This is a genomic window from Kiloniellales bacterium (assembly GCA_030066685.1).
Lineage (GTDB): Bacteria > Pseudomonadota > Alphaproteobacteria > Kiloniellales > JAKSBE01 > JAKSBE01.
This window is the reverse complement of the sequence record JASJBF010000001.1, coordinates 179,108-199,618: the sequence shown is the minus strand read 5'-3', so window position 1 is coordinate 199,618 and position 20,511 is coordinate 179,108. Positions and strand designations below refer to the sequence as shown.

General features: G+C 66.1%; 19 protein-coding genes. 9 read left to right on the top strand and 10 right to left on the bottom strand.

Annotation, left to right across the window (positions count from 1 at the left end; translation table 11 throughout):
* Window positions 1–130 precede the first annotated feature (130 nt).
* The 3 genes from QNJ30_00905 (at window position 131) to QNJ30_00895 (ending at window position 3,072) form a co-directional block, all read left to right on the top strand.
* Window positions 131–1,240 (top strand): S-(hydroxymethyl)glutathione dehydrogenase/class III alcohol dehydrogenase, encoded by a 1,110-nt coding sequence (locus tag QNJ30_00905; GenBank protein MDJ0941995.1) that lies wholly within the window; start codon window positions 131–133, stop codon window positions 1,238–1,240.
* A 57-nt stretch (window positions 1,241–1,297) separates the two neighbouring features.
* Complete coding sequence (fghA, locus tag QNJ30_00900; GenBank protein ID MDJ0941994.1) at window positions 1,298–2,143, top strand: S-formylglutathione hydrolase; 846 nt, start codon at window positions 1,298–1,300, stop codon at window positions 2,141–2,143.
* A 77-nt stretch (window positions 2,144–2,220) separates the two neighbouring features.
* Window positions 2,221–3,072 (top strand): fatty acid desaturase, encoded by an 852-nt coding sequence (locus QNJ30_00895; protein MDJ0941993.1) that lies wholly within the window; start codon window positions 2,221–2,223, stop codon window positions 3,070–3,072.
* Window positions 3,073–3,077: 5 nt separating this feature from the next.
* Here QNJ30_00895 and QNJ30_00890 read toward each other — a convergent pair whose 3' ends face one another.
* Window positions 3,078–3,575, bottom strand: coding sequence for a polymer-forming cytoskeletal protein (locus QNJ30_00890; protein MDJ0941992.1), 498 nt, complete (start codon window positions 3,573–3,575; stop codon window positions 3,078–3,080).
* Between the two features lie 385 nt (window positions 3,576–3,960).
* Here QNJ30_00890 and QNJ30_00885 point away from each other — a divergent pair, with 385 nt between their 5' ends.
* Window positions 3,961–5,166, top strand: coding sequence for a polymer-forming cytoskeletal protein (locus tag QNJ30_00885; protein MDJ0941991.1), 1,206 nt, complete (start codon window positions 3,961–3,963; stop codon window positions 5,164–5,166).
* A 13-nt stretch (window positions 5,167–5,179) separates the two neighbouring features.
* Here QNJ30_00885 and QNJ30_00880 read toward each other — a convergent pair whose 3' ends face one another.
* From QNJ30_00880 to QNJ30_00870, 3 genes are read right to left on the bottom strand one after another with little or no spacing between them, the layout of a single operon-like run.
* A complete protein-coding gene (locus QNJ30_00880; protein ID MDJ0941990.1) occupies window positions 5,180–6,640 on the bottom strand; it encodes a HAMP domain-containing sensor histidine kinase in 1,461 nt (486 codons plus the stop codon).
* A 46-nt stretch (window positions 6,641–6,686) separates the two neighbouring features.
* The gene (locus tag QNJ30_00875; protein ID MDJ0941989.1) at window positions 6,687–7,454 is read right to left on the bottom strand and encodes a response regulator transcription factor; all 768 of its coding nucleotides are present in this window, start codon (window positions 7,452–7,454) and stop codon (window positions 6,687–6,689) included.
* Window positions 7,447–8,010: a hypothetical protein gene (locus QNJ30_00870; GenBank protein ID MDJ0941988.1), complete on the bottom strand. Its 564-nt coding sequence runs from the start codon at window positions 8,008–8,010 to the stop codon at window positions 7,447–7,449. The genes QNJ30_00875 and QNJ30_00870 overlap by 8 nt, the downstream gene beginning before the upstream one ends.
* A 364-nt stretch (window positions 8,011–8,374) precedes the next feature.
* Between QNJ30_00870 and QNJ30_00865 the strand changes: the two genes are divergently transcribed.
* From QNJ30_00865 to QNJ30_00850, 4 genes are all read left to right on the top strand, one after another.
* Entirely contained in the window at window positions 8,375–9,199 is an 825-nt protein-coding gene (locus tag QNJ30_00865; GenBank protein ID MDJ0941987.1) for a phytanoyl-CoA dioxygenase family protein, read from the top strand.
* On the top strand, window positions 9,196–9,963 hold the full coding sequence (gene rsmI, locus QNJ30_00860; GenBank protein ID MDJ0941986.1) for a 16S rRNA (cytidine(1402)-2'-O)-methyltransferase: 768 nt from the start codon (window positions 9,196–9,198) through the stop codon (window positions 9,961–9,963). The genes QNJ30_00865 and rsmI overlap by 4 nt, the downstream gene beginning before the upstream one ends.
* Before the next feature lie 422 nt (window positions 9,964–10,385).
* A complete protein-coding gene (locus QNJ30_00855; GenBank protein MDJ0941985.1) occupies window positions 10,386–11,270 on the top strand; it encodes an ATP-binding protein in 885 nt (294 codons plus the stop codon).
* A 657-nt stretch (window positions 11,271–11,927) separates the two neighbouring features.
* Window positions 11,928–13,496 (top strand): DUF87 domain-containing protein, encoded by a 1,569-nt coding sequence (locus QNJ30_00850; GenBank protein MDJ0941984.1) that lies wholly within the window; start codon window positions 11,928–11,930, stop codon window positions 13,494–13,496.
* A gap of 23 nt (window positions 13,497–13,519) precedes the next feature.
* Here QNJ30_00850 and QNJ30_00845 read toward each other — a convergent pair whose 3' ends face one another.
* The 4 genes from QNJ30_00845 to QNJ30_00830 form a co-directional block, all read right to left on the bottom strand.
* Complete coding sequence (locus QNJ30_00845) at window positions 13,520–14,401, bottom strand: ABC transporter permease (protein MDJ0941983.1); 882 nt, start codon at window positions 14,399–14,401, stop codon at window positions 13,520–13,522.
* Between the two features lie 6 nt (window positions 14,402–14,407).
* Window positions 14,408–15,676, bottom strand: a complete 1,269-nt coding sequence (locus QNJ30_00840; protein ID MDJ0941982.1) for an ABC transporter permease — start codon at window positions 15,674–15,676, stop codon at window positions 14,408–14,410.
* 94 nt (window positions 15,677–15,770) lie between these two features.
* Entirely contained in the window at window positions 15,771–16,871 is a 1,101-nt protein-coding gene (locus QNJ30_00835) for an ABC transporter substrate-binding protein (GenBank protein MDJ0941981.1), read from the bottom strand.
* 130 nt (window positions 16,872–17,001) lie between these two features.
* A complete protein-coding gene (locus tag QNJ30_00830; protein ID MDJ0941980.1) occupies window positions 17,002–18,111 on the bottom strand; it encodes an ABC transporter ATP-binding protein in 1,110 nt (369 codons plus the stop codon).
* Window positions 18,112–18,564: 453 nt separating this feature from the next.
* On the opposite strand from QNJ30_00830, the gene QNJ30_00825 reads away from it, so the two are divergent.
* Complete coding sequence (locus tag QNJ30_00825) at window positions 18,565–18,912, top strand: hypothetical protein (GenBank protein MDJ0941979.1); 348 nt, start codon at window positions 18,565–18,567, stop codon at window positions 18,910–18,912.
* Window positions 18,913–18,965: 53 nt separating this feature from the next.
* Here QNJ30_00825 and QNJ30_00820 read toward each other — a convergent pair whose 3' ends face one another.
* Both QNJ30_00820 and QNJ30_00815 read right to left on the bottom strand, forming a co-directional pair.
* Window positions 18,966–19,880: a PA2778 family cysteine peptidase gene (locus QNJ30_00820; GenBank protein MDJ0941978.1), complete on the bottom strand. Its 915-nt coding sequence runs from the start codon at window positions 19,878–19,880 to the stop codon at window positions 18,966–18,968.
* Between the two features lie 198 nt (window positions 19,881–20,078).
* A complete protein-coding gene (locus QNJ30_00815) occupies window positions 20,079–20,489 on the bottom strand; it encodes a PA2779 family protein (GenBank protein ID MDJ0941977.1) in 411 nt (136 codons plus the stop codon).
* Window positions 20,490–20,511: the final 22 nt, after the last annotated feature.

The following is a 20,511-nucleotide window of genomic DNA, read 5'->3' as shown; positions in this document are numbered from 1 at the left end:
GCGGCACCGTCAAGACGGCTTCGCGCCGGCTGCGCGACCCGGCGCGGCAAGAGGCGAGGATTGCGTTGGGCTGCCAAGACTGGAAGGATAGCGCAGATCAAAAATCTCTGAACGAACGGAGGGGGAGGCAATGGACGTCAAGGCAGCGGTGGCTTTCGAAGCCGGGAAGCCCTTGGAGATCGCCACGGTGCAGCTCGAGGGGCCGAAGGACGGCGAGGTCCTGGTCGAGGTCAGGGCGACAGGCATCTGCCACACCGACGAATTCACCCGTTCGGGCGCGGATCCCGAGGGCATCTTTCCGGCGATCCTCGGGCACGAGGGCGCGGGCGTCGTGGTCGAGACCGGGCCGGGCGTCACCAGCCTGAAGAAAGGCGACCACGTCATTCCGCTCTACACGCCGGAGTGCCGGCAGTGCGAGTACTGCCTGAACCCCAAGACCAACCTCTGCCAGGCGATCCGCGCGACCCAGGGCCAGGGCCTGATGCCCGACGGTACCAGTCGCTTCTCGCTCGACGGCAAGCCGATCTACCACTACATGGGCACCTCGACCTTCGCCAACTACACGGTGCTGCCCGAGATCGCGCTGGCGAAGATCCGCGAGGACGCGCCTTTCGACAAGGTCTGTTACATCGGCTGCGGGGTGACCACCGGCATCGGCGCGGTGATCAACACCGCCAAGGTCGAGCCCGGCTCCAACGTTGTGGTCTTCGGCCTCGGCGGCATCGGCCTAAACGTCATCCAGGGCGCGCGCATGGTGGGCGCCGACAAGATCGTCGGCGTCGACCTCAACCCGGGCAAGAAGGCCCTGGCCGAGAAGTTCGGCATGACCCACTTCGTCAATCCGAAGGACATCGACGGCGACGTCGTGGCGCACCTGGTCGAGCTGACCGGCGGCGGCGCGGACTACAGCTTCGAGTGCATCGGCAACGTCACCACCATGCGCCAGGCGCTGGAGTGCTGCCACAAGGGCTGGGGCGTCTCGGTCATCATCGGCGTCGCCGGCGCCGGTCAGGAGATCGCCACCCGACCCTTCCAGCTGGTCACCGGCCGGGTCTGGAAGGGCACCGCCTTCGGCGGCGCCCGCGGCCGGACCGACGTCCCGCAGATCGTCGACTGGTACATGGAGGGCAAGGTCAACATCGACGACCTGATCACCCACACCATGCCGCTGGAGGAGATCAATTCCGCCTTCGATCTGATGCACGAGGGCGTGTCGATCCGCAGCGTCGTCATCTACTAACCGCGCAACGAGGCCCGGCCCCGGACCGCCGGGACCGGCGCCGATCCGGAAACCAGCATGAGCGAGATCACCACGGTCAGCGAGAACCGCTGCCACGGCGGCATCCAGGGCGTCTACAGCCACGAGTCCCGGGCCTGCAACGGCCCCATGCGCTTCGCCGTCTACCAGCCGCCCCAGGCCCTGGCCGGCGAAGCCGTGCCGGTGCTGACCTACCTCTCGGGCCTGACCTGCACCGAGGAGAACTTCATCACCAAGGCCGGCGCCCAGCGCCTGGCCGGCGAGCTCGGGCTCATGGTCGTCGCGCCGGACACCTCCCCGCGCGGCCAGAACCTGCCGGGCGAGGACGAGGCCTACGACTTCGGCAGCGGCGCCGGCTTCTATCTCGACGCGACCCAGGCGCCCTGGAACGGCGCCTACCGCATGTACAGCTACGTCACCGAAGAGCTGCCGGCCGCCCTGGCCGCCGGCTTCCCGCGGGCCGACCTCGCCCGCCAGGGCATCACCGGGCATTCCATGGGCGGCCACGGGGCGCTGACCATCGCGCTCAAGAACCCCGAGGCCTACCGCTCGGTCTCCGCCTTCTCGCCCATCGTCGCGCCCATGCAGGTGCCCTGGGGCGAGAAGGCCCTGAGCGGCTACCTGGGCGACGACCGCGCGGCCTGGGCCGACTACGACAGCGTGGAACTGATCAAGAGCGGGCGCAGGACCGGCAAGATCCTGGTCGACCAGGGCGAGGCGGACAACTTCCTCGAGGAGCAGCTTCGCCCCTGGCTTTTGGAAGAAGCCTGCAAGGAAGCCGGTCAGGCGCTGGAGCTACGGATTCAGCCGGGCTACGACCACTCCTACTACTTCATCCAGAGCTTCATCGACGACCACCTGAGGCATCACGCCGCGCTGCTTTAGGTCCGCGTTGAGCTATACTGGGCGGCATGGACGGGGCCACTCTAACCGATAGGGAACACGCCGCTCTCAAAGCGCTGGTGCGCCGCTCGGACACGCGCGGCCTCCTGCAGCTCGGCGGGCACCTCTCGCTGATCGCCGGAACCACGGTGCTGGTTGTACTGGCGGGAAGCGGCCCTTGGCTGGTCCCCGCACTGCTGGCCCAGGGCACCGCTATCGTCTTTCTCTTCTGCCCGGTGCACGAGGCGATCCACCGCACGGCCTTCCGGACCCGGGCGATCAACGATGCCGTGGCCTGGCTCTGCGGCCTGGCGCTCCTCTTGCCGCCGGCCTTCTTCCGGGCCTTTCACCTGGCGCACCACCGCCATACCCAGGATCCGGTCAGGGACCCGGAGCTGGCCGAGCCCAAACCGCGCAGCCTCGGCGCCTATTTCCGACACCTGACTGGCTTCGCCTACTGGCGCGGCCAGATCACGGCCCTGCTGCGCCACGCCTCCGGCCGGGCCACGGAGGCCTTCGTCACGCCGCGGGAACGCGCCCGGGTGGTGAGGGAGGCGCGGCTCTTCCTGGCGGTCTACGCCGGCATCGCCGGGCTCTCGCTCTGGAGCGGCAGCACCCTGGCCCTGAGCCTCTGGGTGGTTCCGGTCCTGCTCGGTCAGCCGCTGCTCAGGGCCTTCCTGCTGGCGGAGCACCTGGGCTGCCCCGAGAGCGGCGACATGATGCTCAACTCCAGGACCACGGAGAGCAACGGGGCGCTGCGCTGGCTTGCCTGGAACATGCCCTTTCACGGGGCGCACCATGCCTATCCCGCCCTGCCCTTCTTCGCCTTGCCGGCGGCGCAGGAGATCCTTGCGGCGCGCGCCTCGACGCGTGCCTCGGGCTATCTGAGCTTCCACAGGCAGGTGATCGCCGGCTACCTGAGCCGGCCTTGAAGTTTTCAGGCGCGGACCCGTTCCGAGGCTTCGACCAGAACGTCGTCGATGGCCTGGAACTGGACGTCGCCGGACATCCGGCCGCCCTCGTGGATCATGAGCTGATTGTAGCGGACCCGGCCGGTCACGCGCCCGGTCTCGGTGATCTCCAATCGGCCCCGAACCACGACGTTTCCGGTCAGGGTTCCGGAGATGATCGCCGTGTTGACCTCGACGTCGCCGTTGAAGTGGCCGCCCGTTATGACGTCGATCTCGTCCGCTTGCAGGGTGGCCTCGACCTGGCCTTCGACGACCAGGCGGTCGCAGCTCTGGATCCGGCCCTTGACCGAGATGCCCGGCCCGACCATCAGCAGACGGTCGTTATGCGCCCGGGCGGCCCGCTCGGCCTGCTCCAGCGGCAGCGCCGGGAGGTCCGGAAGGTCGTCGGCAGGCTGCGGGCCCCGCCCTTCGCGACGGTCAGGCCGCGGGAATTCGCCAGGAGTCTCGCGTTGCTTCGATGCCATTTCGAGAGGCCCGTCGTCGGTCCTGCGCTTTCTCGACCCGTTACTTTAAGCCGTCATGCGAGCTCACCGCAATGCCTCAGTTTCGCTGGCTTCCCGGCGGCTTAGCCTCCGGTTCGCTGAGCCGCGGAGGTGCACTTTCCAGGCCAAGGCAGGTCCCGGCGCTGCGCGCCTCCTCGGGGCTGGATTCCAGGACCGGGCTGTGACGCCGCCGCGAAAATGCAGCCGCGCCACAAAGGACAATTAAGCGCGGATTTACCCTTCGGCCTTACACCAGCACGATGGCGGTCGGAAATCACCGCAGGGGCCCCGAGTCCGCGCAGCGCCGGTCGCTCGGGGCAAGTTGGCCTCGGGCCGGGTCGACGCCCCAGCGGACACCGGAGACGTGATGCAGGTCCTGGCGTTTCTCTCCAAGCAAAGAGCCATGGGCACCTCGACCCTGGCTTGCCACGTCGCGGTCCAGGCCCAGCTCACCGGGCACGGTCCGGTGACCCTGACCGGCCTTCGGCACGACCCAATCCTGTCGAACTGGGCCGGCCTGCGACAGGGCCGCCATCCCCTCTACGAGGAGACCAGCCTGGCCGACCTGGGAGCGGTCCTGGAGAAGCAAAACCGGGCCGGGGTCAGGCTCTCGGTCATCGACTGCGCCTTCGAGGACGAGGACACCCTGTTCCGCATGGCCGGCGCCTCCGATCTGGTGGTCGTGCCCACCCATGCCGCGACCGAGGCCCTGGCCCAGGCCAGCGGCTGCGCCGCGCTCGCCGAGCAGCAGCGCAAGCCCTTCATCTTCGTGATCAACGCGGCCGAGCTGGACAGCGAGGCCATCGGCGACGCGCTTGGCGACGCCGCGATGTACCTGGCCCAGCACGGCACCGTCTCGCCGGTGATCATGCCCCAGAACGACGACCTGGGCACCAGCATCCGCATGGGCCAGACCATCGTCGAGCTGAACCGGACCTCGCCGGCCTCCTCGGAGGTCGCCCGGCTCTGGGACTACCTGCTGTCCCGCCTCGACCGGGTGCCCCGCCAGGCGACGCATTCCTTCCGCGCCTCCCTGCCGAACCTGCCGGTGGCGGCGGAGCCGGAACGCAAGGCCTTGCCGGTCCGGGTGCTGCACGGCGCCCTCGCCGCCGGCGCCCGGAGCTTCCGCCGCCTGCCCCTGCCGATCGAGAGCGGCAAGAGCCTGTGGCGCGACGTCACCACCACGCCCAGCGCCCGTGCCTTCGCCCGGACCCTCAAGGCCCAGCGGCCCTCGGTCATCGGCCCCAGGGCCGAAGTCGTCGGCAACCTGGAGAGCACCGGCGACATCCACTTCCACGCGCACTACGAAGGCGAGATACGGGCCCGCACTCTGCGGGTCTGCCGGGATGCCTCGATCCGCGGCCTGATCATCGCCGACGCTGTCACCGTCGAGGGCGCCGTGCGCGGCCGGATCCGGGCGGCCAAGGTGATCCTCACCAAGGGCGCCAGCGTGTCCGGCGAGGTGCTTTACGAAAAGCTCGTGGTCCGCAAGGGGGCGATCCTCGACGGCCACTGCCGCCGGGTCGAGCCGGTGCCGGCCCTGGCCCAGATCAAGGCCCTCGAAAGCGCCTGATCGACAAGCGGGGTCAGCCGGGGAGCGGCAGGGCGACGGAGATGGCGAGCCCGCCCTCGGGGCGGTTTTCCGCCCGCACCGTGCCGCCGACGGCCTCGATGTTCCGACGTACCAGCCAGAGACCAATGCCGAAGTTCTCGCCTTCGCCGATGTGCTCGCCGGTCTCCTTGGCGGTGCGGAAGGAATAGTAGCGCTCGAAGATCCGGTCCAGGTCGTTGGGATCGACGCCGGGACCGCGGTCGGCGACGATCAGGGTCACCATCTTGCGCTGCCTGGCCAGGCCGATGGTCAGCTCGCCGCCCAGCGGGGAGAAATCGATGGCGTTGTCCAGCAGGTTCTCCATCACCGTCTCGAGCAGGTCCGAGCCGACCAGGACATCGATGCCCGGCTCAATCAGGCGGACCACGCGCAGGTGCTTGGCGTCGAAGGACTCGGCGTAGGCGTCCAGCATGGCCTCGACCAGGGTCGAGAGCTCGGTCCGCTCGCGTGGCGGGTCGATCAGCTCGGCCGACATCTCGTCCATCTGGCGGGCCGCCGAGACAAGGGCGTCGAGCCGCCCGATGGCCCGCTCGATCAGCTCGATCGCGCGCACGGTGCGCTTGTCGTCGCCGTTGATGGAACGGCGCAGCGGCTCCAGCGACTGGGAGATAATGGCGATCGGAGTCTTGAAGGCGTGGGCGTTCTCCTCTGCCGCGCGCCGGATCGACAGGGCCGAGGCGTCGAGGGATTCGACCATGGAGTCGAACTCCTGGGCGACCGCGGAGAGCTCGGGCAGGCTGTTGAGCGCGGCGAAGGAACGGTCGCCCGGGCCGCCGGTCCGGATGTCCCGGGCCAGGCGGCCGAAGCGCACGAGGCTGCGCCAGATGCCGAGAAAGAGCGACAAGACGATCAGCGCCATCAGGATGTAGATCGCCGCCGCAACCCGGACCTGCGGGGTCTGCCAATAGGGCAAGTCGAGGCTCGCGCCCAGCCACTCGTCGCTGGCGTGGGAGGTGATCACCGCCCAGCACCCGGCTTCGGTGTTGACCGGGATGATCGAGGTCAGGATCTCCTCCTGGCCGGCCGGGTTGATGTAGCGTACGGCGCGGGTCTGGTTGCCTTCGCAGGAGTTCTGGAGCAGCCGCAGGATTCCGGTCTCGACCAGCTCGACCCGCTCCTGGTCCAGGTATTCGTTGGGCACGACGGGCTGGGAAGCGACGTAGAAGAACCCGGTCGGCTCCGGCTGGCCCGCCGGCCGCAGAAGCACTTTGATCTTGAGGATCTCTCCGGCCCCCAGGCGCACCAGAACCTCGCTGAGCACCCGGGCGGAGTTGCCATCGAAGGATTGCAGCATCGGCTCGAGGCTGCGGGCGATCAAGCGTCCCTGCGTCTCGAGGCTGTCCAGTAGAATTTTGTTCCGCTGTACGTCGCCTTCACGGAACTGTGCATAGAGGATGATCGGTACGGAAAAGAAGATCGTGACGAGGAGGGCCAACTTGGTCGCAAAGGATCCCCAAAGGAATCTGGCCCTCTCCGCGGTGTCACGTCGTCTTAGACTTATCATCCCGCCAACGGTAGCCATAGCCCGGGTAGTTCTCGATCTCCTCAAAGGCCGGATCAAGATCACGGAACTTCTGGCGAATGCGCTTGATGAAGGTGCGCACGTTGGCCCGATAACCCTCTTTCCCGGCGCCGGCGACGAAGCCCTTGCCGTGAATCAGGTCATAGAGTTCGCGATAGCGGACGTCGCGGCCTGCATTGGTCGCCATGTACTCGACGATCTTGAATTCGTTCAGGGTCAGATCGACTTGGCGTCCTTCCCAATAGGCACGGCTGGTATCGGGCAGCAGTTCGAGCTTGCTGAGGCGCATGCTGCCGTGCTGGTCGGCCATGTCGCCAGCGCTCGCCGCGCCCCGGCGGGTGCCCAAAGTGATCAATTCGATACGCTTCAGCAGGATCGAGAAGCTGCGCGACTTCTCGACGAAATCGACCGCGCCATGCAACAGCGCCGATTCCTCGTAGATCTGGTCGCTCAAGACGGTCAGGAAGATGACGGGGACGTCATTGTGCCGTTCGCGCAGCATGCGCAAGACTTCGATGCCGTTGAGCTCCGGCATCTTCCAGTCGAGCAGGACCAGATCCGCGGCACCGCCGTTATCGAAGTACTCGACGGCGGAAACGCCATCGCCGAAATCGATCACCGAGAAGCCGGCGTCCGACAGGTTTCGCCCCAGCGATTCTCGAAACAGCGCATCGTCGTCGACAACCACCACCAAGGCCGGGTCCGTCGCCAAGGCAACACTAGCCATGATCACCCTCCGGAGTCAGCAAACGAGTTAGACAGGCTTGCCTTGCCGCCTCAGATGGCTCACCCGCTTCGAGTTCATAGGTCAAAGAACGCAAATTGTCACTTTCAAGATCAAGGTAGAAGTAGATCTCCAGCCGACAGCCCTCCCGCCGATAGGCCCAGACCTGGGCCGGCGGATCCTCGCGAATCTGCTCCGGCACGCCTAGAAGGCCCATGGCGTCCACCGGCTCTATGCCAATTAGGTTATCTTCTGTCAACTTTACCGCCTCGTAGGTCCGCAAAGCCTCAAGCCCCTCGTGGTCGGACTTGCTGGGCAGCAGGGATATTCCGACCAAAGGCTTGCGCGGCGGCGGGCCAGGCGGCGGCGGAAGCACGACCAGGAGGTCCTCGTTCAGGTTTGCCTGGAGCTCGGAATCCGAGGTCTCGAATCCGGCGCCCGTGCCTTCGGGCAGGGCAGCCCCGGCCGGCGAGTCGGCCGATTCGGACTCCATTCCCAGAAGCTCGCAGCCGGGTAGCGCCAATAACAGCGATGCCAAAACGAACGCCTTGGCCCTCATTTTCCTGCCCGCCGGAAGAAACACACCGAAAATCTGGTCAGCTTACCTAGCTCCTGGAGACCTTCAGCCCGATTGCCGTGGGTTCTGCAAAGAAGATTTTCATATATTCGCCTTTAACGCCATCACTGAGCAGCGCCTACCTGGTCCCTGGTGCCAACCCCGGTGCGAGCAAAGATTTTTTGCGGGATTTCAGATGGGTGGCCATCCAACCGTCGCTTTGTGTCAAAAATTCGGCAAGCCCGGACGTGCGCTGATCACAGCTTTCCCGCCTTGGTGCCCTGGCCATTCACGTCCTGTCGACGATAGCCGACAGCGTCCGATTCTGCCAGATTGCTGTACAAGACAGGCCGGGTTGAGAATGAGGATGAAGGAATTCTACCCCAGCGACTGTGAAATGGATCACCCTGACAGAACGACCGAAGACAACTTCCGCGTACCCTTTGCCCAGGCGCTGCGCAATACTTGGATTGAGGAGGGAATCCTCAGGATTCCAGCAGTTTACGATGGACCGGCGCTCGCGGCATTGAGATCGGCGCTGGACCAAGCGGCGACGTCCGGAGCCTTCGCCACCCGCGCCGGCAACCGTGGCTTGCTCGAGCACTCCGCGCCCGTCCGGGCGCTGGCCGTTTCGGACCCGGCCCTGGCGCTGGCACGGGTGCTGATCGGCGATGAGGCCCGGCCGGTCAAGGCCACGCTCTTCGACAAGGTCGCGGAGGCCAACTGGACCCTGCCCTGGCACCAGGACTTGACCGTCGCCCTGCGGGAGGTCGCCGAGACGCCCGGGTTTTCGCGCTGGAGCTCGAAGTCCGGTGTCGTCCATGCCGAGGCGCCGCTCGGGATTCTGCGCCGGATGGTCGCCTTGCGGCTGCACCTCGACGACTGCGACGCCCGGAACGGGCCCCTGTTGGTGGTACCCGGCAGCCATCGACGCGGCAAGCTGGGCGTGGCGGCGCGAGAAGCCCTTCCGGGCCAATCGTCCGTCAGGCTCTGCGAGGCCAGGACGGGCGACATCCTGGCCATGCATCCCTTGCTGCTTCATCGCTCGGCGCCGGCCGAGACTCCGAGCCGCCGGCGCGTCATCCACCTAGAGTACGCAGCCGCGTCCCTCCCACAGGGCCTGTCCTGGCGCTACGATCCCTTGGCCGAGGCCGTCGGCCGGGCTTCGAGCGGTGCGAACCCCAGCGCATGACCGCCAGCGACCCGGCAACGCTCTACGTCGTCTGCACGCCGATCGGGAACTTGGCGGACATCTCGCGGCGCGCGCTGGAGGTGCTGCAGAGCGTCGATGTCCTGGCGTGCGAAGACACGAGGCACAGCCGGCGGATCTTCGACCACTACGGCCTCACCCGGCCGCCGGTCGTTCTGGCCTGTCACGAGCACAACGAGAAGGCCGCGGCCCAGCGGATCCTGGCCCTGCTTCGCGAGGGTCGCTCGGTCGCCCTGGTCAGCGACGCCGGAGCACCCGGCGTCAACGATCCCGGGTACCGGGTGATCACCGCCGCCGTCGAAGCCGACATCCCCGTCCGGGTGATCCCGGGGCCGAGCGCCGTGATCACCGCCCTGCTTTGCTCGGGCCTGCCGACCGCCAGCTTCGTCTTCAAGGGCTTCCCGCCGCGCAAGTCCTCGCAGCGGCGGCGCCTGCTGGAGGCCGAGGCCGAGCGGCCGGAGACCCTGATCTTCTTCGAATCGCCGCACCGGCTGGCCGGCCTGCTCGCCGACGCCGCCGCCGTGCTGGGCGACCGGACCGCGGCCGTCTGTCTGGAATTGACCAAGCTGCACGAAAGGGTCGCCCGGGCCGGGCTTTCGGAGCTCGCCGCGCGCTTCGCCGCGCAAAAGGTCAAGGGCGAGGCGACCGTGGTGATCGCCGGTCAGAGCCGGAAGGAGGCGCAGGAAAGAAGGCGCGCCCGCGCCCGCGAAGACCGAAAGGCCCGACGAGAAGACCGGAACGCCTAGAGCGGGATAATCCGAAGCCGGATGGATTTCAGACCTCATTCCCGCCGCACCTCAACAGCTGATACCAAGGACCGCGATGCCATGAGATCGGTCCAGCCTCATAGCGTTCTGCTCTCGTGATTCGGACGCAAGCCGGGCGCACCGCCGTTAAGCTTAACCGCTTCTTAAGACAATTTACCTATTCTCATCGCCGGGAGTTACAGCACTTCCCCTCCCATTCTTCTATGCCGTAGCGAGAAGCCCCGCAGCCACGCCTTGCGGGGCTTCTTTTTTCCCTGGGCGAAAACATCGTATATACATGAAGTATTCTTCAAAATAAGAACCCGCATTTTACGATCTTTACTGCCGAACTAAGACCTCTGATATTAATGTTTTTTTTGGCGCTGGCCGCGATATTGCGACAATAACGTCGCGGGACATCAATGCTTCAGCATCGCCTCAAGGCTCCGGCACGCAACTCGCTTCTGCTGCGCTACAGTGCGGAGTTCTCTTTGCTAGTGGAGCGCCGGCGCTCGGAAGCGGCGTTGCTGGCCGCCAAGAAGGAGGCCGAAAGGGCCGCGGAACAGGCCCGTAGCGCCATGTACAAGGCACAGGCCGCGGACCGGGCCAAGACCGCCTTCCTCGCCAACATGAGCCACGAGCTTCGGACTCCGCTCAACGCCATCATCGGCTTTTCCGAAATGATGGTCCTGCTGGGCGACGACGGCCTCGCCAAGTACCGGGAATATGCCGCAGACATCAGCGCCTCCGGGCAGCACCTGTTGGAGCTGATCAACGATGTTCTCGACCTGGCAAAAGTCGAGGCCGGAAAGCTCGAGCTCGACGATCGGCAGGTCGAGGTCCCCGCCGTTGTCGAAGCCAGCCTGACCTTCGTCAGGGACAGCGCCCTGGAGCGTGGCCTGGAGCTGTCCAGCGCGCTCGCCGGCGACCTACCGCGGCTGCGCGCCGACGAACGCAAGCTCAAGCAGATCCTCATCAACCTGCTGTCGAACGCCGTCAAGTTTACGCCGCAGGGCGGCAAGGTCTGCCTGGAAGCCTTTCTGGACCAGGATGGCGCCCTGATCTTCCGGATCACGGACACCGGCATCGGGATTGCGGTCCAGGACATACCGCGGGCTCTTGCGCCTTTCGAGCAAGTCCGCAGCAGAGCCGGCCTGACCGTCGAAGGCACCGGCCTCGGGCTGCCGCTGACGAAGGGCCTGATCGAACTGCATGACGGGGACTTGTCGATCGACAGCGAACTCGGCCGGGGCACGGAAGTTACCGTCCGCCTGCCGAGAGAGCGGGTTCTGGCCCGCGCCGCCTGACCTCCGGCGGGAGGACGGGTGGCAAGCAAGAAGGAAAGCGAAAGAAGAGCGATGGACGGACGGCCAGCACCCAAGACACCGCCCCCACCCCTGGCGGCAGACCAAAACGAGACAAGCGTTCCTCAAGATGGGATGCCGGATCCCGCTCGTGCCGCGGGTTCCAGCCAAACCGCCACGCCGGGCGGCATCACGGCCTCCGATCCTCCAGCATCATCTCCCGGCGTGCCCAGCACCTACCCGGGATCCGCCGTGCTAGGCCCGCCGGCCGCTGCCACGCCCGCTGCGAAAGCACCGCCGGCCGCCGCCGGGACCCCGGCGCCCCAGGCGCCGGAGAGGACCGCCGTCCCGGCCCAGAATCCGGGAACGACACTGCCGAGCGCCCCGCAGAACGGGTCGGGGGGCGCGGCGCCCAACGAACCGCACGCCCGCTATGCCAGGCTGCAGGCCGCGGCGAGCGAGATGGCCTCGTCGCTTGCGCGCGCCGAACCCGAAGCCAAGGCTTCGGGGTCCGGCGGTCCAGTCGGAAGCCCGACTGCGCCACCGGCGAGTGGGCCCAGGGCCAGCGTTGCAGCCGGCAGTGGCACGCCTGCCGCGCAGAGCGCTCCAGGCGGCGCGCAACCGCAGCCGGCCGCGGCGCCGGATATCAGGGTTGGACGGGTGGTCTCGGTCTCCGGCTCCCAGGCGGTGGCCTTGCTGGAAGGTGACGGCGCCGACGGCCGGGAGCAGTCCTGCGGCCTGGAGATCGGCAAGCTGGTGACCATGCGCACGGACCGCAGCGTGGTCTTCGGCCTGGTCGCGGCGCTCTCGGTCCCGGTGCCATCCCAGGATCCCACGCAGCCGGAAGTCCGGGTCGTCGAACTGGAGCTCCTCGGCGAGACCCAGATCAACGAGCGCGGCCGCCGCCTCGGCTTCCAGCGCGGCGTCACCACCTTTCCCTCCCTCGGCGACAGCGTCTTCCACGCCAATATGGAGGATCTCGGGATCGTCTTTGCCAGCCCCGACGCCAGCAAGGTCCGGGTCGGCTCCATTCACCAGGACCGGCGCCTGCCCGCCTGTGTCGCGGTCGACGACCTGCTGGGCAAGCATTTCGCGATGCTCGGCACGACCGGCTCGGGCAAGTCCTGCGCCGTCGCCCTGATTCTGCGCCAGATCCTGCAGGAGCATCAGAACGGACACGTGGTACTGCTGGACCCGCATAACGAATACCACCGCGCCTTCGGCGAGATGGCCGAACTGATCGATCCGGGCACCCTGGAGCTGCCCTTCTGGCTGTTCAACTTCGAGGAGTTCGTCGAGGTCGTCCTGGGCCGCAAGAGCAGCCCCGACGCAATCGAGGCCTCGATCCTCAACGAGCTGATTCCGATCGCCAAGCGGCAGTTCCTGGGCGACGCCGAGGACCACCGCTACGTCACTGCCGACACGCCGGTGCCCTACCGCTTCAACTACCTGATCCAGCTGATCGACGAGATCATCGGCAAGCTCGAGAAGCCCGAGGACCTCGGTCCGTACATGCGGCTCAAGGCCCGCCTCAAGGCGCTGCAGGCCGACTCACGCTTCTCCTTCATGTTCGGCTCGGTCGCCCTGCGCGACAACATGTCGCAGATCATCTCGCGGATCTTCCGGATCCCGGTGCAGGGCCGCCCGATCACCATCATCGACCTGTCCGGCGTGCCTTCCGAGATCCTGAACGTGGTGGTCTCGGTGCTCTGCCGCATGACCTTCGACTTTGCGATCTGGAGCGATCGGGCCCTGCCGATCCTCTTCGTCTGCGAGGAGGCGCACCGCTACGCGCCGCAGAACCCCACGCTGGGCTTTGAGCCGACCAAGCGCGCCCTGTCGCGGATCGCCAAGGAGGGCCGGAAGTACGGGGTCTCGCTCTGCGTCATCACCCAGCGGCCCTCCGAGCTGGACACCGACATCCTGTCCCAGTGCAACACGATCTTCGCGCTCAGGATGAGCAACAGCAGGGACCAGGATTTCGTGCGCAGCACCCTGTCGGAATCCGCCGAGGGCCTGATGCACTTCCTGCCGCTGCTCGGCACCGCGGAGGCGATCGCGGTCGGCGAGGGCGTGCCGGTGCCGGTGCGGATCTGCTTCGACGAGCTGCCGCGGGAATACCGGCCGCTCAGCGGGACCGCGCCCTTCTCCCACACCTGGAAGATCGACAAGGGCGACAGCGCCTTCATCGACGCCGTGGTCGAACGCTGGCGCCGGCAGCAGCGCTGACTGCCGCAGATCCCTCCGGCCGTTCAGCTCGGCGTGACGCCGCGCTGCCGCTCGTTGTAGCGCCGCAGCACCTCGACCGCGATCATCAGGAGGGTGGAAACGCAGATCAGCAGAGTCGCCACCGCCAGGATGATCGGGCTGATCTCCTCGCGGATGCCGGCCCACATCTGCCGCGGGATGGTCTGGTACTCGACGCTGCCGACGAAGAGCACCACCACGATCTCGTCGAAGGAGGTGACGAAGGCGAAGAGCGCGCCGGAGATCACGCCGGGCAGGATCAGGGGCAGCACGACCTTGAAGAAGACGCGGGTCGGGGTCGCCCCGCACATCAGGCCGGCGCGCACCAGGGACTGATCGAAGCCGATCAGGGTCGCGGTCACCGTGATGACCACGAAGGGCGTCCCCAGGACCGTGTGCGCCAGGACGATTCCGACAAAGGAACCGGTCAGTTGCAGGTACTCGTTTAGGCTTGCGTAGAAGAAGAAGATGCCGGCCGCCGTGATGATCAGCGGCACGATCATGGGCGAGATCAGTAGCCCCATGATCAGATTGCGAAAAGGCATCTCCGCACGGCTCAGGCCCAGGGCCGCCAAGGTCCCGAGAACCGTCGCCAGCAAGGTCGAGCAGAGCGCGATCCAAAGCGAGTTGGGGATCGCCTCCAGCCATTTGTTTTCCCGGTTCGGGTTGGTGTCGAAGAGGGCCTCGTACCACCGCAGCGAATAGGCCTCGGGATCCAACGACAGCATCCCCTCGGTGAAGGTGAAGTAGGGTTCGGCGTTGAAGGACAGGGGCAGGATGACCAGCAGCGGCGCGATCAGGAAACCGAAAACCAGCACGCAGATCAGCAGGAAAAGGTAGTGCCAGATGCGCTCGAGCGGACCGGCATGAGGCGGCAGGGAGATCATGTGCGCCTACCCCAGCTTGAGCCGCTCGACGCCGACCAGCCGGTTGTAGAGCCAGTAGAGCGCGATCACGCCGACCAGGAGGATGCCGCCCAGGGCGGCCGCCAGACTCCAATTCAGGCTTTTCTGCATGTGGAAGGCGATGAGGTTGGAGATCATCTGGCCGTCCTCGCCGCCGACCAGGGCGGGTGTGATGTAGTAGCCGATGGCCAGGATGAAGACGAGCAGGCAGCCCGCCCCGATGCCCGGCAGGGTGTTCGGCAGATAGACCCGCCAGTAAGCGTAGAACCGCGGGGCGCCCAGCGACTGAGCGGCCCGCATGTAGCTCTCGGGAATGGTCTTCATGACGCTGTAGAGCGGCAGGATCATGAAGGGCAGTAGGATCTGGGTCATGGCGACCACGGTACCCTGGGCGTTGAAGATCATCTGGATGCGCTGGTCGTCGCCGATGATGCCCAGCCAGACCAGCAGATCGTTGAGCACGCCCTGGGTCTGGAGCAGCACGATCCAGGAGGTCGTGCGGACCAGCAGCGAGGTCCAGAAGGGCAGCAGGACCAGGATCATCAGCAGGTTGGCATAGCGAGCCGGCAGCGAGGCCAGCAGGTAGGCGATCGGATAGCCGAGCGCCAGGCAGGCCAGGGTGACCGCCACGCTCATCCAAAAGGTGCGCAGGAAGAGGTTGCGGTAGATCTGCCGGTTTTCGGGCTGGGCGACGATGTCGCCTTGCACGTCGTAGCCCAGGTCCACGGCGGCCAGGTACTGGATCGGCGTGTAGCGGTCACCGAGGCGCTTGATCGCGGCCCAGGTCGAGAGCCGTGACCAACCGGGGTGAGCTTCAGTGATCGCGTCCTTGAAGGGCGCCTCGAAGCGCGCGACCCGCCGGGCCGTGCGCATGATCATGGTCCGCGTGCCGCTCAGCTCCTGATTGACCCGGGTCGCCAGGCGGCCGAAGGTCTTGTTCTTCCTCGCCTCGCCAAGGTCCACCGCCAGGGCGGCGAAGACCTCTTCGTCGGGCAGGTCCTTGCCGTCCCAGGCCTCGAGCGCCTCGAGGGTCCGCGGCAGATTTTCCGCGACCACCGGGTTCTCGACCGAGCGGAACAGCATCAGCGCGATGGGATACAGGAAGGTCGCGCCGAGGAAGAGCAAGAGCGGCAGAACTAGGAACAGCGCCTTCCATCGCTTGATCCGTTCAGCATGGCGCAGGGCCAGTGCCAGCGGCCGCCCGTCCGCGGTCGTCATGGCCGCCGTCGACTGGGTGCTCCCTGCGATGTCCACCATGCGCGTTCCGCTCCCGCCATCCGCTGCCCTGTCCGCGCGTCAGGGCGCCAAGAGCGTCGGGGCGGGCCTCCCGACCCGCCCCGCCCGTTTGCTACTACCTCGCCAGCCAGGCGTTGAAGCGCTCGTTCAACTCGTCCTGGTAATCGGCCCAGAACTCGAAGTCGTTCTGCACCGCGGTCCGGAAGTTCTCCGGCGCCGTCGGCATGTGCGGAGCCATCGGTACACCCGCGTCGGCGTGGTTGCCGATCAGCGGGATCGACGACTGCCGCGCCGGACCGTAGGAGATCCAGGCGGCCTGATCGGCGAGGCGCTGGGTGTCGGTGGAGAACTTGATGAACTCCATGGCCGCGTCCTTGTTTTTGGCGCCTTTGGGAATGCCCCAGAGGTCGATGTCCCAAACCTGGCCGTCCCAGACGATGACGAAGGGCTTGTTCTCCTGCGCCTGGGCGTTGAAGATCCGGCCATTGTAGGCCGTGGTCATGGCGACTTCGCCGTCGGCCAGAAGCTGCGGCGGCTGGGCGCCGGCCTCCCACCAGATGACATCGTCCTTGATGGTGTCGAGCTTGGCGAAGGCCCGATCGACGCCTTCCGGGGTCGCCAACACCTCGTAGACCTTGTTCGAGGGCACGCCGTCGGCCATCAGGGCAAACTCTAGGTTGACCTTGGGCGTCTTGCGCATGCCGCGCTTGCCCGGAAACTTCCCCGTATCGAAGAAGTCGGCCAGGGTGGTCGGCTTGCCGCCAGAGAACTTGGTGTCGTCGTAAGCGTAGATCGTCGACCAGATGATGGTCGCGACCCCACACTCGTGCAGCGTACCGGCGATGAAGTCGTCGCGCGCCGCCTTGCCGTCCGGCGCGGCCGGGAGGGCATCCAAGTCCAGAGTCTCGAGCAGGCCCTCGTCGCAGCCACGAACCACGTCCGCCAGCTCAAGATCGACTAGGTCCCAGTTGACGTTGCCGGCCTCGACCTGGGCTTTGATCTCGGCCAAGCCGCCGTTGTAGTTCTCCGACAGAATCTTGATGCCGGTCTTCTCGGTATAGGGCTTGTGGTAGGCCTCCACCTGGCTCTTCGTGTAGGCGCCGCCCCAGGACACGACGGTCAAGCTGTCCGCCGCAAGCGCCGGCATGGCGGTCCAAACCCCCAAAGCCGAGGCGCCGGCGATGGCCAAGCAGGATTTCTTCAGATCACGTTTCATGTGTCGCAAACTCCCAGTCTGATACCGGGGCCGGGTCGTGATGGCCCCTTCGCTCTCCCCCAAGTCCCTCTCCGCGCCTTCGTCGTCCCCGGTCCCGGGACAGCGCGTTTGCAGGCACGCTCCTTCGCTTCTAGGCATCAAGCGCCCTGCAGTCCTCCAGCGCCCAGCCGACGCGCACCTGCTCGCCTTCGCGCAGCATGGCATGGCCTTGGGCGTTGGGAACCTTGATGATGAAGTCGTCCTTGCCGCAGAGGCTGACCCGGGTCCGGATGTGATCGCCCAGATAGATCAGCTCCTGCACGCGGGCCTCGAAGACGTTCGGAAAGGCGCCGTCCTCTGGATTGATGGCGACCCGTTCGGGGCGCAGCGACAAGGTGGTGCGGGCCTGCTCGCCGGCGACCTTGACCGCCAGGGCCTGGACCCGGCCGCCGCCGTCGTCGAGATCTACCGCGCAGGACGTCCCGTTGAGCCGGCTGACCTGGCCACTCAAACGGTTGTTCTCGCCGATGAACTGGGCGACGAAGGCGTTCTCTGGACGCTCGTAGAGATCGTCCGGGGCGGCCAGCTGCTGGATCCGGCCGTCGTTGAAGACGGCGATTCGGTTCGACATGGTCAGCGCCTCCGACTGGTCGTGGGTGACGTAGACGATGCTGACCCCCAGGTTCTCGTGGATGTGCTTGATCTCGTACTGCATCTCTTCGCGGAGGTTCTTGTCCAAAGCCCCCAGTGGCTCGTCCATCAGAACCAGATCGGGTTCGAAGACCAGGGCGCGGGCGACGGCCACGCGCTGCTGCTGGCCGCCGGACAGCTGCCCGGGTCGCCGATGCTCGAAACCGCCCAGGCGCACCATTTCCAGGGCACGTCGGACCTTCTCCTCGATCCCGCTTTTGGGCAGCCGCCGCACCTCCAGCGGAAAGGCGAGATTCTCGGCAACCGTCATGTGAGGAAACAGGGCGTAGTTCTGGAACACCATGCCGATTCCGCGTTTATGCGGCGGCACGTTGTTGATCGGCTCGCCGTTCAGGGAGATGGCGCCATAGGTTGCCGTCTCGAAGCCTGCCAGCATCATCAGGACCGTGGTCTTGCCCGACCCCGAAGGCCCCAGAAGGGTCAGAAACTCGCCCCTCCGGACCTCCAGGTTGAGATCCTTGACCACGAGCAGAGTGCCGTCATAGCTCTTCTGCACGCGCTCGAAACGTACGATCGCATCGCCGCCGTATGACGTGGGTTTGGCGTCCAAGTCCTTCCCTGCTCCAGGCACGGCACCCCTGCCTGCGTTTCTTGCCTTGGCCGATCTGAGCCGGCTGCATGAAGGCGCCCTACCCGCCGGCACAGTCGGCAAGTCTGACCCCGGCGCGGATGCTACGTGAGCGCAAGCGAAAGGTGGAGTCTCTTTTGGGTAACTGTCTGTCACCGAAAGGACAAGAATGGCCGCGGACCGGCTGTTAACCAAAGGTTACCACCCCTAGGGGAATTACTAATTTACTAAGATTATTGAGTGTTGCAGATTTCTAGCATGGTGATCAGGGCACCGGAAAAGCTGGATTTCGTTGGCACAGACCCTCGTGTCACCGCCTCGATTCCGCGGGCAGACAACGACACAGCTTTAACATCTTCCTTTGCCAGAATTTGCAACCTATAATGGTGTCCGTCACAAAACTTTGATGCGGAACGAATTCACGACGGAGGTGACATGACCGCAGTAACGGTCCTGACAACCCTGGATACGAACGGCCTTTCGCCAGAGGACATTGATGCCCTCGAGACGATCTGCCGTCGGCGCCTCAGCCGCGGCATCGCCGGTCACCTAGCTTACCTCCGGAGCGAGGGCGGCGACTCCTATGCCGAGATTTTGAGCGAGCCAGAGGGAGACACGGTTTTCAAGCTGCGCCGCTTGGACGGTACCTACGTCCTTTCCTATTGCTGCCCGCTCTATGGACAGAACCTCTTGGCAGAGGGACCGAGCCTTCCGAAAGTCATCGAGGCCCTGCCGGAGTGGCCCCCCGCCGCGAGCCCGCGCCGGATGAGCGAGGCTGTCTGACCCACCAAGGCGCCGCTTCTCGGGGTTTGCCGCCCCTTCTGAAGCACGGCGTCTCAAGGCTTGTCGTCAAGGATCTCCCGAAGGCTTTCCCGATAGCGCGTCGTCTGCGTGCCGCCCAATGCCACCGCCCGCTCCGCGGCCGAGATTGCTTCCGTCCGGCGGCCGAGCGCCTTCAAGGCGTAGGCCAGGTTGTTCCAAGCCGCCGCCGCGTCGGGACGCAGCTCGATCGCACGCCGAAAGGCGGTCTCCGCGCCGGCAGCGTTCTTTGACGCATAGCGGGTGTTGCCGAGCCCCATGAGGGCGGCATGGCTTTCCGGCCAGCGCTCCAGGACCGCCGCATAGGCGGTTTCGGCCTCTGAAAGGCGCCCGGCTCGCTCGAGCCCGGCGGCCGCTTCGACCACCTCACGTTGCCTCGCCGTGGCCGGCAGGCGATCGGGGGCCAGGACTGTCAGCGCCCAGAAGTCACCCCGCCGCCAGGTCCGCTCGAAGGTCGCCAGGTCGAACCTGCGCCTGGCCTCGGTTCCCGAATGCAGGGTGATGGTCCCTTCGGTCAGGTCGTAGCCGATCGCAACGGCGAAGTGCCACTGCGGCAGGAGATCGAGCCCCAGATTCTGGAAGACCAGAACCGGATGCCCAGCCGCCAGCTCGGCGAGCAAAGCCTCCAGGCGTCGGGTCTCGACCGCAAGGCGGCCGTTGCGGCGTGCGCCGCCCAGGATGTCGCTGCGCAGCGTACCTTCCCGCCCGGGCGTGTAGACCTGCGGCACCAGGTCCTGCGCCGTGACCGGTGAGCCGGACCAGGCAAGAACCATGGCCAGGGCCGCCGGGCCACAGTAGTAGCGTTCCTGCGGGAAAAACGGCACCTCGGCGACCTCTGCACGCGCCGGCAGATCGCCCGGCTGTTCCCGCAGCCGCTCGCTTTGCGTCGCAGTGCAGGCGGCAAGCCCCACAGCCAGGATCAGGCCTGTCAACCGAGACGCGAGACGCCGGATCCTTACGGCACAGGGCGGCCCGGCACACTCGACGTCGACACATAGCGACGATGGCGCAAATCCCGGAAGCAAAGACCTGTCCAAGTAACCTCGCAGCGACCTGCGTGATCGGGTCTCGGGGTGAAAGATAGCACGCCCGGCGACCTGCGGTCTCCACCCAGGGTGCGGTCAAGGCCGTCAGATCGGATTGATAAAGGGGAATATGTCGGTGGCGCCGACCAGGTCCGTGATGATGAAGATCAAGAAGATGATAAGGATCGTCGCCACAAGGATGACCACGATCCCCTGGCCGGCCGGCTCTTGGTCCATCTGATCGACGATCTTCGCGATCTCGACATCGGAGAGGCCCTGGACCCGCCGGGTCGCTTCGTCGGGATCGACTCCCAGGGCTGTGATCTGCTGCCGCACGTCCTCGCGAGCCAGGAAAGCGAGCACGCGCGCCCGGTCCGACTCGGTCTCGCTCTCAGCCAGGACCTGATCGGTGGAGACCATCGCGGCTTGAGCCAGATTGGCCGGCAGGGAAACGAAGAGGATGACGAGCGCCAAGGGCATTGCCAAGGCCCGGCAGAAGCGATTGAAAACGGTCATCTGGGTTGGACCCCTCTGCTAC

Excerpts from the sequence above, each read along its gene's own strand:
- QNJ30_00870 (MDJ0941988.1), bottom strand. The coding sequence starts at position 8,010 with ATGAGGGCCAAGGCGTTCGTTTTGGCATCGCTGTTATTGGCGCTACCC.
- QNJ30_00815 (MDJ0941977.1), bottom strand. The coding sequence starts at position 20,489 with ATGACCGTTTTCAATCGCTTCTGCCGGGCCTTGGCAATGCCCTTGGCG.
- QNJ30_00845 (MDJ0941983.1), bottom strand. The coding sequence starts at position 14,401 with ATGATCTCCCTGCCGCCTCATGCCGGTCCGCTCGAGCGCATCTGGCAC.
- QNJ30_00865 (MDJ0941987.1), top strand. The coding sequence starts at position 8,375 with ATGAAGGAATTCTACCCCAGCGACTGTGAAATGGATCACCCTGACAGA.
- QNJ30_00890 (MDJ0941992.1), bottom strand. The coding sequence starts at position 3,575 with ATGGCATCGAAGCAACGCGAGACTCCTGGCGAATTCCCGCGGCCTGAC.
- QNJ30_00840 (MDJ0941982.1), bottom strand. The coding sequence starts at position 15,676 with ATGGTGGACATCGCAGGGAGCACCCAGTCGACGGCGGCCATGACGACC.
- QNJ30_00855 (MDJ0941985.1), top strand. The coding sequence starts at position 10,386 with ATGCTTCAGCATCGCCTCAAGGCTCCGGCACGCAACTCGCTTCTGCTG.
- QNJ30_00835 (MDJ0941981.1), bottom strand. The coding sequence starts at position 16,871 with ATGAAACGTGATCTGAAGAAATCCTGCTTGGCCATCGCCGGCGCCTCG.
- QNJ30_00875 (MDJ0941989.1), bottom strand. The coding sequence starts at position 7,454 with ATGGCTAGTGTTGCCTTGGCGACGGACCCGGCCTTGGTGGTGGTTGTC.
- rsmI (MDJ0941986.1), top strand. The coding sequence starts at position 9,196 with ATGACCGCCAGCGACCCGGCAACGCTCTACGTCGTCTGCACGCCGATC.
- QNJ30_00885 (MDJ0941991.1), top strand. The coding sequence starts at position 3,961 with ATGCAGGTCCTGGCGTTTCTCTCCAAGCAAAGAGCCATGGGCACCTCG.
- QNJ30_00825 (MDJ0941979.1), top strand. The coding sequence starts at position 18,565 with ATGACCGCAGTAACGGTCCTGACAACCCTGGATACGAACGGCCTTTCG.
- fghA (MDJ0941994.1), top strand. The coding sequence starts at position 1,298 with ATGAGCGAGATCACCACGGTCAGCGAGAACCGCTGCCACGGCGGCATC.
- QNJ30_00905 (MDJ0941995.1), top strand. The coding sequence starts at position 131 with ATGGACGTCAAGGCAGCGGTGGCTTTCGAAGCCGGGAAGCCCTTGGAG.